The 12,491-nt window shown below is 35.9% G+C and carries 12 protein-coding genes; 8 read left to right on the top strand and 4 right to left on the bottom strand.

The window, feature by feature from the left end; all coding sequences use genetic code 11:
- Positions 1 to 108: 108 nt before the first annotated feature.
- Positions 109 to 2,235 (bottom strand): metallophosphoesterase family protein, encoded by a 2,127-nt coding sequence (locus HNQ94_RS10925; RefSeq protein ID WP_174496677.1) that lies wholly within the window; start codon positions 2,233 to 2,235, stop codon positions 109 to 111.
- A gap of 234 nt (positions 2,236 to 2,469) precedes the next feature.
- Between HNQ94_RS10925 and HNQ94_RS10930 the strand changes: the two genes are divergently transcribed.
- Together HNQ94_RS10930 and HNQ94_RS10935 are read left to right on the top strand one after the other, a co-directional pair.
- A complete protein-coding gene (locus HNQ94_RS10930) occupies positions 2,470 to 3,405 on the top strand; it encodes a 1,4-dihydroxy-2-naphthoate polyprenyltransferase (RefSeq protein ID WP_174496676.1) in 936 nt (311 codons plus the stop codon).
- Between the two features lie 183 nt (positions 3,406 to 3,588).
- On the top strand, positions 3,589 to 4,920 hold the full coding sequence (locus tag HNQ94_RS10935) for an MATE family efflux transporter (RefSeq protein WP_174496675.1): 1,332 nt from the start codon (positions 3,589 to 3,591) through the stop codon (positions 4,918 to 4,920).
- Positions 4,921 to 5,172: 252 nt separating this feature from the next.
- On the opposite strand, the gene HNQ94_RS10940 is transcribed toward HNQ94_RS10935, so the two are convergent.
- Positions 5,173 to 5,541: a YybH family protein gene (locus HNQ94_RS10940; RefSeq protein ID WP_174496674.1), complete on the bottom strand. Its 369-nt coding sequence runs from the start codon at positions 5,539 to 5,541 to the stop codon at positions 5,173 to 5,175.
- A gap of 139 nt (positions 5,542 to 5,680) precedes the next feature.
- On the opposite strand from HNQ94_RS10940, the gene HNQ94_RS10945 reads away from it, so the two are divergent.
- Positions 5,681 to 6,514, top strand: a complete 834-nt coding sequence (locus HNQ94_RS10945; protein WP_174496673.1) for an aldo/keto reductase — start codon at positions 5,681 to 5,683, stop codon at positions 6,512 to 6,514.
- Between the two features lie 404 nt (positions 6,515 to 6,918).
- Here the strand turns inward: HNQ94_RS10945 and HNQ94_RS10950 are convergent, their stop codons facing one another.
- The gene (locus tag HNQ94_RS10950) at positions 6,919 to 7,398 is read right to left on the bottom strand and encodes a CarD family transcriptional regulator (RefSeq protein WP_174496672.1); all 480 of its coding nucleotides are present in this window, start codon (positions 7,396 to 7,398) and stop codon (positions 6,919 to 6,921) included.
- 245 nt (positions 7,399 to 7,643) lie between these two features.
- Here HNQ94_RS10950 and HNQ94_RS10955 point away from each other — a divergent pair, with 245 nt between their 5' ends.
- The 3 genes from HNQ94_RS10955 (at position 7,644) to HNQ94_RS10965 (ending at position 9,989) form a co-directional block, all read left to right on the top strand.
- On the top strand, positions 7,644 to 8,591 hold the full coding sequence (locus tag HNQ94_RS10955) for a fumarylacetoacetate hydrolase family protein (protein WP_174496671.1): 948 nt from the start codon (positions 7,644 to 7,646) through the stop codon (positions 8,589 to 8,591).
- A 189-nt stretch (positions 8,592 to 8,780) separates the two neighbouring features.
- Entirely contained in the window at positions 8,781 to 9,539 is a 759-nt protein-coding gene (locus HNQ94_RS10960; RefSeq protein ID WP_246200017.1) for a threonine/serine exporter family protein, read from the top strand.
- Positions 9,540 to 9,551: 12 nt separating this feature from the next.
- Positions 9,552 to 9,989 carry a threonine/serine exporter family protein gene (locus HNQ94_RS10965; RefSeq protein WP_174496669.1) on the top strand — a complete coding sequence of 146 codons (438 nt, stop codon included), beginning with the start codon at positions 9,552 to 9,554 and terminating at the stop codon, positions 9,987 to 9,989.
- 28 nt (positions 9,990 to 10,017) lie between these two features.
- Here the strand turns inward: HNQ94_RS10965 and HNQ94_RS10970 are convergent, their stop codons facing one another.
- Positions 10,018 to 10,830 carry an alpha/beta fold hydrolase gene (locus tag HNQ94_RS10970; protein WP_174496668.1) on the bottom strand — a complete coding sequence of 271 codons (813 nt, stop codon included), beginning with the start codon at positions 10,828 to 10,830 and terminating at the stop codon, positions 10,018 to 10,020.
- A gap of 179 nt (positions 10,831 to 11,009) precedes the next feature.
- Here HNQ94_RS10970 and HNQ94_RS10975 point away from each other — a divergent pair, with 179 nt between their 5' ends.
- Together HNQ94_RS10975 and HNQ94_RS10980 are read left to right on the top strand one after the other, a co-directional pair.
- Complete coding sequence (locus HNQ94_RS10975; RefSeq protein ID WP_174496667.1) at positions 11,010 to 11,396, top strand: OsmC family protein; 387 nt, start codon at positions 11,010 to 11,012, stop codon at positions 11,394 to 11,396.
- 133 nt (positions 11,397 to 11,529) lie between these two features.
- On the top strand, positions 11,530 to 12,372 hold the full coding sequence (locus tag HNQ94_RS10980) for a Cof-type HAD-IIB family hydrolase (RefSeq protein ID WP_174496666.1): 843 nt from the start codon (positions 11,530 to 11,532) through the stop codon (positions 12,370 to 12,372).
- Positions 12,373 to 12,491 lie beyond the last annotated feature (119 nt).

Here is a 12,491-nt window from a genome sequence, read left to right on the forward strand (position 1 = left end):
AGTTCGTCAGTTGGCAAAGATAGAGGCGTAGTTAAACTTATACGTTGAATGTTGATATTTTTTACTTTCCGAACATATAAATAGGACCCAAACCCAAGGGGGTGGGTCCTATTCTTTTTCTTTGTTACTTTTTAGATGAATAGGTTTAAAACGAGTTATTGTTTTTTGGGTTTTATTTTGATCATATTGAAGAAGGGCATTTCGTGCGCGATTAGGTGATAAAGTAAGTAGTCCGATGTTATTTTGAAGCTCTACAATAGAATCTTCCTCGGTGGATAGATAGCGAATATTTTCCTTCCATTTCACTTGATTAATATCGGGTTCTCTATCTGTTTTATGCAAGTTATATTGATAGTCACAAGAACGGTGAATTACTTTTCTTTTTCTCGTTTGAGAGTTAAACCATAATGTGTTTTTTAAGAGGAACCCCCAAAAACCGGAAAAACTCATATTATGAATGGGACTACTTGTAAACTGATAAATGGAAACATCTTGCCCACCATGAAAATCCACATGTGAATAAACAGAAGAAGCAAAATGAGAATCTCCCGATAAAATGAAACAGTGCTTTGGTCCCCATTTTAAAATGCGATGAAGAAATTCATCAAACCCCTTACCATTATATTTCCAAGCTTCAAAATCTAGCTGGTAATGGACAGGTATGCCTAGAACCCTTAGTGGGTATACATAATGCTTCAGGAAAGATTCAATTACCCCGATTCCGTATAATGGAGCGGGAGATATAATCATTAAGGACTCTTCATTACTCCATTTGGAATCGGTCAAATGCTTAGATATTTTTTCCCATCCCTCTATGCCGATAAGGTTAGGGCTGTCTTTTACTTCCTCAATAATGGACCCAATTTTTACAGGTCGGGGTAAAGGGTCAAAGGAACGCATTGTTCTCGTATCCAGAAAAAGGGCTTTTGGAGAGGTAGGAGCAATAAAAAACCATTGATCAAAATGCCATAAACGATTTATCCAATCTTCATATAAACTATTTTTATAAGGTGCAAACGCAAACGTTAATGATTGGAAGTAGGCTGACATGAGTTCAATAAACGTGTCATCAAATGCTTCTGGATCATTTCCCCATCCTTGAAATGCCCAGTATGCAGCTAATCCATTTGCAATAACATGCCTACCTAAATGAGAGTTTGAAACGTTTTTTTGCCAGTCGTGAGAAATATTCCAATCGTCAGTCAAATCATGATCATCAAAAATCATGTAAGTAGGAATATTGGCCAATAGTCTACGTACACTCGGAAGGTTTCGTTTAAATGTGTTTACATCCTTTAACTGCTCATTGAACCGTAATTCATGTTGTTCTAACTCTTTTAGTCGTTCTTCTTCATATCTTTTTTCTTCTGGGTGTACAAAATAAAGTTTATTTTGATCTAGGATGCTTTCAAATGTAGTTAAGGTGTTTTCGTTCCACATTTGTGGTCCCCACGACATCATATACATTGCTGCAAATTCTCCAAAAGTCATTAGATGATTATAGGCATTGTTGGATGTGAACTCAGCGAAATGCTCCATAATAAATTGTCTGCCGTGAACTTGATTAAGCGCATTTTGAAAGGATTTGGTTGATAGTTTTGGTTCTATTTCAGAAATTTTTTCTCTTCTATTTCCCATTAACTGTTTATCGTAGCTGGAAAGAGCAGGTAGTAAGGGGTCTGCAACATCATCGGCATATATTTGATCCCCCATTAAAAACAAGGAACTAGGTCTTTGTTCTACATTTTCAAAATCCTCTTGTAGTTGAATGTCAGCGGCATAGAGTGCATCGTCCCCTTTACCGTGTGGCTTACGGCAGGATCCATACAAAATATTATTCACTTCACTATCATTAATATAAAAGGATGGATAAGGTAAGTCTCCATATACAATGGATTCGGGATTAGAGGAATCAAGTAATCCGAAATCATGTAAATTCATTGTTTTGAAATCCTTCGTAAAAAGCAAGTTATAACCTAAAAGGGTATTGACGGGAAACGATTGTGCCAAAGGTAGTATTTTTATTAAGTGTATATATAAATTTTCACCAAATTGTACGGTTTTTGTTTTCGTTCGATCACTCACTAATGTAGGTTCATTGTTTTCTTGTCTAGTTGAAAGTGAATAAAGTTCTGCTCCTATTTGATAAGGTTCACTCGTTGAAATCCAGATGTAGGCTTTTTTTGGCTCTACCCTTCTTACTATTGGTCCTGATAAAATAGTGGGAACTGTCATGAAACCAACACTCCCTTATGGGTAATTTCATTCGTATCATTATATTCATCAGACCAATAAATGTTAGTGTTGGTTATAGAAGTAAAGGTAGCCGATGCTATCAGAAAATAGCGCAAAATCTGTATACAAAAAAACAAGTGGAAATGTGGTATTATGTATGTTGGAGTTAATTATGCCCTTATGTAACTTTTATCATATCGGAAAAATAGTATGTTGTTTAGGGGGAGAATTGTAATGAATACAAGTCATTCTACTATAGATGAACAAGTACTTGAAAAACAAAGTGTAGGAAAAGCGTTGTGGCAGCTCACTCGTCCTCACACGTTAACGGCATCGTTTGTTCCTGTTTTAATAGGTACTGTGTTTGCTTTACATTATGGAGCATTAAACTATATATTGTTTACTGCTATGCTTCTCGCTTGCTTGTTTTTGCAGTTTGCAACAAACATGTTTAACGAGTATTACGATTATAAGCGAGGCTTGGACACGAAGGATTCAGTTGGTATAGGTGGAGCTATTGTTAGAGATGGCTTTCAACCGAAAACAGTGTTACAACTAGCGCTTGGTTCTTATGGAATTGCCCTACTTATAGGTATCTATATTTGTATGAATACGAGCTGGTGGTTAGCTGTAGTTGGCCTTTTTGGTATGGCAGTAGGATATTTTTATACGGGAGGTCCACTACCTATTTCTTCTACTCCTTTAGGGGAAGTGTTAGCTGGACTATGTATGGGCTCTATCTTTATTATTATTTCCTTCTATATTCAAACAGGTGTAGTAAACGTAGAGAGTATTCTTATTTCCATTCCAGTAGCTATTCTAGTAGGTGCCATCAATATGGCTAATAATATTCGGGATCGAGTTGGTGATCAAAAATCGGGTCGAAAAACACTAGCAATACTACTAGGTCATGAAAAAGCAGTTCACCTATTAAGTGTCATGTTTATCGTAGCTTATTTATGGATTATCGGCCTAGTTGTGATGGGAGAAATATCTCCATGGGTTTTGGTTGTGCTTGTAAGTATTCCTAAGCCAATTAAGGCTGTTAAAGGATTTGTTGGTAAAACACTTCCCGTTCAAATGATGCCTGCAATGAAGGCAACAGCTCAAACAAACACAATTTTTGGGTTGCTTTTAACGATCGGATTGTTTATTAGTTATTTTCAGTAAATGAACGGCGAGGCTCCCAACAGTGGGAGCCTCGTTTTTTAATTGCTTAGGAAATTATAAAATTTCGGACTTGTGGATAAGTGAGAGTCCGAGGTATCAGTTTTTGTTCGAGAGGCTGCACTTTATATGAATGGAATGCTGCGTGGTATGATGGAATGTAGCAACTGAAAAAGGAGTATAAAAATGAGTAAGCAACAAGATTTTACCAATGGTAACCTTTTAAAACAAATGTTCCTTTTCTCTACGCCTATTATGTTTGCAAACCTACTTCAAGTTTCTTATCAATTAATAGATAGCTTATGGGTAGGAAACCTAATAGGTGCTAATGCATTAGGGGCTATCGCAGTATCAAGTACAGTAATTTTTACTATCCTTTCTTTTATTATTGGGATTAATAATGCCACACTGACCATTTTGTCCCAACAAAAAGGAAAGGAGAACAAAGTAGGCCTGCAAAAATACTTAAATGCATTTGTGATCGTTTTATCTTTAATGGCAGTGTTTTTGGGGGTACTTGGTTTTATCTTTGCTGAATTTATATTGGAACTACTCGGGACACCGGCTACCATGTTAGAAGACGCAAAAGTGTATTTACAAATAAATGCGCTAGGTATTTTCTTTCTACTAGGCTATAACTTTATCGGTACAGTCTTAAGGGCTTTAGGGGATAGCCGCACGCCACTACGATTTGTTCTTATTGCAGTACTCTTAAATACGGTACTAGACCCAATTTTTATTGAAGTCTTCCATTTGGGTGTTGAAGGTGCAGCTTATGCTACTGTCATATCTCAAGGGCTATCCTTTTTATATGGGGTTGCTTATGTATGGAAGCGGAAGCTAGTGCCATTTACAATACCCACTTTACCGAAAACACATGAAGTGAAGCTAATATTGAATCTCGGTATTCCTTCAGGCTTACAAATGGCTGTTATTGCTGCAGGTGTCGCTGCAATTATGAGTGTTGTCACATCTTTTGGTGAAGATGTGGTTGCAGGATTCAGTGCAGCACAAAGATTGGATAGCGTGTTAATGTTACCAGCAACAGCTCTTGGAACAGCTGTGAACAGTATGGCTGGCCAAAATATAGGGGTAAACAAATGGGATCGAGTTCACAAAATTGCAAAGTATGGCTTTTTCTACAATTTACTTTTCATGCTCAGCATAGCGCTTCTACTCGTGCTCTTTGCTGAATATGGGGTAAGGCTATTTATTCAAGATGCCGAAGCTATTGAATTTGGAACCGAATATTTAAAAACAATTGGCTTCTTTTATCCGTTTTTAGGTATTAATTTTATACTGAATGGGATTGTGCGAGCATCTGGAGCTATGTATCAAGTGCTAGTCTTAAACATTATTTCTTTTTGGATACTTCGCTATCCGTTAACTTATTTGTTTTCCTCTTGGTTTGGGGAAATGGGTATTGCAATAGGTATGGGAGTGAGTTTTGTTATTAGTAGTGTCTTCGCTTATCTCTATTTTCAGTTTGGGAAATGGAAGAAAAAAGAACTTTTTTAACCAGGAACCTTATACTAACTTGCTATATAAGAAGACAGAATGGATTATTTAATCCAATCTGTCTTCTTGTTGCTTAGGAAATTATAAAATTTCGAACTTGTGGATAAGTTAGTTGCACGGGTGAGCCACGTCAAGCTCCAGCACCTACCCCCTCGGGACATAAGTCAATCCCCACTGTTGCAAAAACCGCCACGGCAGGTCTTGTCTTATGCCTGCCTTAGGCTGAGCAAGGCGCTTGCGCTTTTGTTCTGTTTAAGAGAAATTGCTAAGATGCTCATGAATTAATTTCCAGACGCCATGTTCATTTTTAACAAAAATATTTGTAGCACGACCATTACCTTCAACAAATTGACCATTTTGATATCCTTCATAGGAAAAGGTGTAGACACAGGTTGCAGCATTGTCAGAAACGGTTAGCCACTTAACGTCTGTCGCTCCATAAACTTCATCTTTCATGAGGTCCCAACCATTTTCAAAGTAGGCCTGTATTTCCTCTAGTGACGTACAAGTTTTATCCGTAAACCAGTAAATGGCTTTGTCGGACAATAGTTCTTTAACGTTAGTAAAATCGTGGGTGTTGGTTGCTTTTATGTAATTGTTTAATGCGTTTATATGATCCATTTCATTCACCTCAGTTTTCTTTTTATTATAAATTTAACAGTAAATGGATGTAAGCTTATTTTTTGTAAAAACTGATAAAGTAGATATGATAGAGATGTATGAAAAAAGTGATGTCTCTCAAACGATAAGGAGGATAAAAATGAAAGCAAAAAGTCTTCAAGACACCACAACATTACATAATGGAGTGAAAATGCCTTGGTTAGGATTAGGGGTTTTTAAGGTAAAGGAAGGCCAAGAGGTTATCGATGCTGTAAAATGGGCGATTGAAGCAAATTACAGAAGTATTGATACAGCAGCTATCTACCAAAATGAAGAAGGGGTAGGAGAGGGAATAAAACAAGCTGGTGTTAGTCGTGAAGAATTATTCATTACATCTAAAGTATGGAATGCAAATCAAGGCTACGAGTCTACATTAAAAGCATTTGATGAAAGTCTAAATAAACTTGGATTGGATTACCTTGATTTATATTTAATTCACTGGCCAGTAGCTGGTAAATATAAAGATACATGGAAAGCTTTAGAGAAGTTATACAAAGACAAGAAAGTTCGTGCTATTGGTGTGAGTAACTTTCATGTCCATCATTTAGAAGATTTATTAAGTGAAGCAGAAATAAAACCAATGGTCAATCAAGTTGAATTCCATCCAAAGCTTACCCAGGAAGAATTGCGTACTTATTGTAAGGAGCAAAATATTCAAATGGAAGCTTGGAGTCCATTAATGCAAGGAAAATTACTCATTGATCCAGTGGTGGAAGAAGTTGCTTCTAATTACGGAAAATCTACAGCACAAATTTTAATTAGATGGGGATTGGAGCATGAGGTAGTCACGATTCCAAAGTCAATTAAAAAAGAAAGAATTATACAAAATGCTGAGGTATTTGACTTTGAAATTTCCAAGGAAGATATGGAAAAACTCGATGGTTTGAATGAAAATAAGAGAATTGGACCAGATCCCGATAACTTTGACTTTTAAAAAGAATTCTTTTGTAAAGGGTTTTGTTTGTTTTACTTAAACTGTGAAATAACTTAAGGTGTAATCCTACCGCTACGGAAATACACTCCGCGCACCTTAGGGCTCGCGCTGAGCCTCCTCACTCGCAAAGAACGCTCGTTGTGGGGTCTCAACGTCTTCGCTGTCCCGCAGGAGTCCACGTGTATTTCCTTAGCTAACATGTAATTTGCTTATTATTTTTAATTCAAGACTATTGATTAGTTCGTCTGCATTTAGACATAGCCTAAATGATCAGAAATTGTTTGCGATGGCTTTATGTTTTATCACTATTTCAATCTGTTGAGTAAAACCACATTTTATTAGTTAACAATATGTAAGAACAAGAAAAAATGCTGCATCGAGTAGATGCAGCATTTTTTAAGTGCTTATTGGTTAATCACCTGGTCTAAGTATGCAGTTACTTTTTCTTCATCCATGCCTTTAACCATTACTAGTTCACTGATTAAGATTTCTTGTGCGTTATTTAATATGTTTTTATCAGCAGTCCCTAAGTTTTTTGTTCTGCTAATTCTTGTTAAATCGCGAATAACCTTTGCACCTTCTAATATATCGCCGCTTTTGATTTTTTCCATGTAAAATCTGTGACGATGATTAGGATGGATCGATTGCTCTTCTTCTTCCCCTGTGAAGACTGTTCTAATGTCATCTAATATATTAAAATCTACAACCTTACGTAAATTAAGACGCTCTTCTTTTCCCTTAGGAATCATAACGTCCATATTTTTATTTGGGATAGTCATGATGTAGTAAAGTTGCTTCTCTCCCAAAAATTCTTTTTCTTCAATTTTTTCAATTACTCCTGCACCGTGCATTGGGTAAAAAATCTTGTCACCAATATTGTACATAAGGTTCACCCCCAGGTTTTGTCACATCTCCATTATAACATAAATAAATTAAATGTAAAATTTTTAATTTATCACACAACAAATGCGATGTCAATAACTATCTGGAGAATTTTCGTGTGCATTTATTAGTTTGTTTCAAGCAAAAATTTTTATTCTTCAGAAATTTGGTTATTGTTTGTCGATAACGTTGACACGATTGTTGAAATCGGCTAGATTAGGGACAAAACAATTAGGGGAGAGGTCGTATGAAGTTATTGGTATACCGGCTCAAAAAGGCACTAGGGGATTATCGAGTAGGTGCTTTCGTAGAAGAGCGCGTAATTGATTTAAATGAAGCCTATCGTCAACTGCTACTTCATCAAGGCGAAATAGACTTAGTCAGGAACATAAATAGCTTATTACCAACAAATATTAGTGATTATTACTCCTTGGGGGAAGTGGCATTTGAACGAAGTAAAGAAGCGATCGATTTTACGATGCGTAATGGTTTAACAAAAGGAGTTTATGATAAGGAAGAAGTAGAACTCGCTCCGCCAATCCCGAAAGGTTCAAAAATCATTTGTGTGGGGAAAAACTATAAGGATCATGTGATGGAAATGAAAAGTGATATTCCGGATTTCCCTGTTCTTTTTAATAAATTCAGCAATGCTATTATCGGAGCGGAAGATAGTATTCAAAAGTCAGTGTATACGGAAAAGTTAGACTATGAAGGTGAATTGACCATCGTTATTGGGAAAGAAGCTTCCCACGTAAGGAAAGAAGAAGCGCTACATTACATATTAGGCTATACAATAGGAAATGACATTTCAGCTCGTGATCTACAAAAAAGAACACCACAATGGTTGCAAGGTAAATCATTAGATCATTCGTCTCCTATTGGTCCTTGGGTTGTAACGGGTGATGAAATTCAGAATCCAGCTAATTTATCGATAAAGACATTTGTAAACGGAGAGTTACGCCAAAACTCAAATACGGAACATTTGATTTTTAATATTCCGTTTTTAATTGAGTTTGTTTCCAGATTAATAACACTTGAACCAGGTGATGTGATTTTAACAGGTACACCAGATGGAGTAGGGTTTGGAATGGAACCACCTCAATATTTACAGGCTGGTGATACAGTAAAGGTCGAAATTGAAAAAATAGGTACATTGGAAAATAAAGTAGTAGATGAAAAGAAGTCAATTCGTTAAGAAATGGCTTCTTTTCGATATAGAAATAGGTTAAACACAGTTATAACTTTTTTAGGTTGAAGTATCATAACTACACATCTTTTATTTCATTTATGGCTCATTATATTGTTTGTTGCTAGGATAGTTGATTATAACCTTTCAAATCTTATAAACTGAATGGACAAGAGTATCGGAATCGGGGAGAAGGAAATGAAAAATAGTCACACGGATGCAAATGCTGTAGTAGATGTCTGTTTATTAGCAGGTAAAATAATGTTGCAAAGCGGAGCAGAAACATACCGGGTTGAAGATACAATGATGCGAATTGCTGCCTCCTATGGAATGGAACATTCGCATAGCTTTGTTATGCCTACAGGAATAATATTCTCTATTGATGGCTTGGATCCAACCAAACTAGTTAGAATAACCGACCGTTCAACTGATTTACATAAAGTAGCAGTAGTAAATAGTATTTCTAGAAAAATTAGTGCTGGGGAATTAACAATAAAAGATGCTCATCAACAATTTAAACAGATCGAAACAGCTCATGAGGTATACCCAATTTGGTTTCAAATATTAGCTGCTGCATTGGCAAGTGGTTGTTTTTTAATTATGTTTCAAGGTCAGTGGCACGATTTCTTTTATGCTGTGATTGCTGGGGGTCTCGGCTACACATGTATGGTTTATTTTCATGATTTGGTAAAAATTAAGTTTTTCGCAGAATTTTTGGCTTCCTTCGTTATTGGGATGACATCTTTTTTGTTTATATGGGCAGGTTTCGGGTTAGAGCTAGATAAAATTATAATTGGATCAGTCATGCCCTTAGTACCTGGTCTATTAATAACGAATGCTGTTCGGGATTTAATGGCTGGTCATTTAGTATCTAGCTTATCTAAAGGGGCAGAAGCATTTCTGACAGCCTTTGCTATCGGTGCTGGTATTGCCATTTCTATTGGATTTTCATTTTAGGGGGGGAGATTTGTGATTTATCAAATAGTTACAAGCTTTATTGCGGCTGCTACTTTTGGTGTTATTTTTAATGCCCCAAAAAACTCCCTCTTAAAATGTGGAATAGTTGGAATGGTTGGTTGGGTTTTATATTATTGGCTTGTTTATTACCAAGGCTTTGATCAAGTTGTTGGAACATTTTTAGCCTCTTTTTTAATTGCGATTATTAGTCAATTTTTTGCGAAAAAATTTAAAACACCGATGATTATTTTTAGTGTAGCTGGTATTATCCCGCTTGTTCCCGGGGGACTTGCCTATGATGCAATGAGAAGATTTGTAGAAAATGATTATAGTGTGGCTCTACCGTTAGCGGCAAAAGTCTTTATGATTTCAGGTGCTATTGCAATGGGATTAGTCTTTTCAGAAGTGGTAAATCAAATTATCAAGCGTTCCATGGCAACTCGACAGTGAAAAATGGAAAAGCGTGTAAGTTGGATCCTTACACGCTTATTTTGATTAGCCAATCCTCTAATAAAGCTTGTACTACTTTTCTTTTTTCTATCGGGATTAAATGACCACAATCATCAAGAATCACATAGGAAGCATTTGGGAACTTTTCTAATAGAGAAAGATGATCCATAAAGCCACATACAGAGTCTTTTCGCCCTAATATAAATAACCCGGGCAAATCAAGACTATCAATTTGACTAAAAGTTTCGTTATTTAAAAAATATCCTTTATCTCTCCAGTTGGAGAGGAGAAACTGACGGTTTGCTAATTGTCTGCCTGGCTGTACTTCTGACAAAAAAACCGATAAGTTTTCTTTTGTTTGATGTACAGTAAGTAGTTCAAATGCTGCTCTGATATCGGGGTTTAGTGTGCTTAATACGTCATCATCCCTTGATAAAACAACTTTTTCTGGTAATACCCTATCCTTTTTATGTATAGCAGGTGCAATTAAGCAAATGCCATTAACCAGTTCACTCTTTTGATCTACTATCCCTTGTGCAATATATCCACCAAAAGACATACCTATTAACGAAAAACGTTCATTAGGTATTACCTTTTCTATAAACGCTAATAAGCTTTGTACCATATCTTCGGTTGTTCGTAATTGATCATTAATAATCGTTTTTCCGTGTGCTGGTAAATCAATGTAAAGTCTTCTCCATCCGGCAACTTTCTCAAATACTGGTTCTAACCACCCTTTCATGGAACGGTGATCAGTTCCCATGGCATGAAGTATAATGATGTTTTTTCCTTGGCCATAACTTTCGTAATGAATAATCCCTGTTTTAACTAAACACTCCATAGACCCTCATCCTACTTTTTTAGGTATATTATACCTTTTAATTATTGGTGTAGCATGATTATTTGTACTTTGAAGTTTAATGCTGTTAAAAGAATAAAGTAAGCCAAGTTTTTCTAATGTAAAAATACGGGTAGATAAATAATAAGTGGTAAATATTAATTTTTGAAGGAGGAACATCAATGATACAATTAGAACTCAATCAAAATGGAACGTACGGAATGAAAAATAAAAATGGAAATGTTATAACCGGAATTAAGGGTGAAGGAGAAGGTTTCTCGCCCACAGAGCTTGTTTGTGCCTCATTAAGTTTATGTATGGGTCTAACATTAGATTTTCTAATAAAAAGAGACCAGTTGCCCATTCATGACTTTAAAGTAAAGGTGGATGCGGAAAAGGCAGAGGATAGTCCATCAAGAATGAAAAGATTCGATATTGAAGTTTCTATTGCTGGAGATATTGATGAAAAGACAGAGAAAAAGTTAATTACATCAGCAAAAAGAGGTTGTACGATAGGAAATACGATTATGCATGGTGCAGAAATGGATGTACATGTTGTAAACATATAATCGTATCTAGAGGTAATCAAAGCGATTGCCTCTTTTATCGTTTAAACCTTTAAAGGAAAAGAGTACTTGTTGTATACTTGATAGGAAATTTGTAACGTCACAACAACTATACTTTCCAACGAGGGGTGCAGAAATGGACTATAAAATGATAGTAATAGATATGGATGGAACTTTACTTGATGAACAGAGTACAGTTAGTGAAAATGTGAAAGATTACATAAAAGAATTGCGTAAACAAGGAAAATTAGTTTTTATTGCAACAGGTAGAACATTAAGAGAGGCTAAGGGTGTATTGCAGTCCGATTTTGAATTAGATGGAATTGTTACAGCAAATGGTATGGCGGTGTTTGTCAAGGATGAGCCATTGTCACAATATGCATTACCACCACAACTTGTAGAAGAGTTGGTTGAAAAAGCAGAAGCCAGAGGGATATTTTACGAAGTACATCCGAATGAGGGTTCAAGGTTCGCTCTTAACCAAGACAAAGCGTTATTACTTAGTCAAATAAGCGATCCGAAACCAGAAACGGTTGAGGAAAACGAGTGGATTTCAAGAAAGAGAGAAATAGATGAAATTGTATGGGTTGACCAGCTAGAAACAAACAGTATAGCAAAAATATACTTTTTTAGTAAAAGCAAGGAATCAATAATTAAATGGAAAGAAGAGTTTGAAAAAATGAAAAGGAATATAGATTTTAATTACTTCTCCTCTTCTGTTCATAACGTTGAAGTAACCGTTTCTAATATTTCTAAAGCGACAGGTGTGCAGACATTATTGGATAAATTTCACTTGTCTAAAGAAGATGTCATGGCAATTGGAGACAGTGAAAATGACTTGCCATTATTCGAATTTGCCGCATATTCAGTTGCTATGAAAAATGCTCCGGAAATTGTAAAAGAACGGGCGAATGAAATTACTGATTTTTCTTATGATGAAGACGGATTATACAAATATTTAAAAAAGACTTTTTCTTAGTAGTAAAGGGGATATCGGATTATTCGATATCCCTTTTTTGTACTTTAAGAAAGTTTAACTCTGTTAAAGGATTAAAGTATAAGAAAAATTAAGGCTTTCGCCATAAGGACTTAGCGACA

The sequence above is a fragment of the Salirhabdus euzebyi genome (assembly GCF_014207435.1).
Taxonomy (GTDB): domain Bacteria; phylum Bacillota; class Bacilli; order Bacillales; family Alkalibacillaceae; genus Salirhabdus; species Salirhabdus euzebyi.

Bases quoted from the DNA above. Each gene is read 5' to 3' on its own strand.
- HNQ94_RS10925 (WP_174496677.1), bottom strand. From the start codon at position 2,235: ATGACAGTTCCCACTATTTTATCAGGACCAATAGTAAGAAGGGTAGAG.
- HNQ94_RS10930 (WP_174496676.1), top strand. From the start codon at position 2,470: ATGAATACAAGTCATTCTACTATAGATGAACAAGTACTTGAAAAACAA.
- HNQ94_RS10935 (WP_174496675.1), top strand. From the start codon at position 3,589: ATGAGTAAGCAACAAGATTTTACCAATGGTAACCTTTTAAAACAAATG.
- HNQ94_RS10940 (WP_174496674.1), bottom strand. From the start codon at position 5,541: ATGGATCATATAAACGCATTAAACAATTACATAAAAGCAACCAACACC.
- HNQ94_RS10945 (WP_174496673.1), top strand. From the start codon at position 5,681: ATGAAAGCAAAAAGTCTTCAAGACACCACAACATTACATAATGGAGTG.
- HNQ94_RS10950 (WP_174496672.1), bottom strand. From the start codon at position 7,398: ATGTACAATATTGGTGACAAGATTTTTTACCCAATGCACGGTGCAGGA.
- HNQ94_RS10955 (WP_174496671.1), top strand. From the start codon at position 7,644: ATGAAGTTATTGGTATACCGGCTCAAAAAGGCACTAGGGGATTATCGA.
- HNQ94_RS10960 (WP_246200017.1), top strand. From the start codon at position 8,781: ATGAAAAATAGTCACACGGATGCAAATGCTGTAGTAGATGTCTGTTTA.
- HNQ94_RS10970 (WP_174496668.1), bottom strand. From the start codon at position 10,830: ATGGAGTGTTTAGTTAAAACAGGGATTATTCATTACGAAAGTTATGGC.
- HNQ94_RS10975 (WP_174496667.1), top strand. From the start codon at position 11,010: ATGATACAATTAGAACTCAATCAAAATGGAACGTACGGAATGAAAAAT.
- HNQ94_RS10980 (WP_174496666.1), top strand. From the start codon at position 11,530: ATGGACTATAAAATGATAGTAATAGATATGGATGGAACTTTACTTGAT.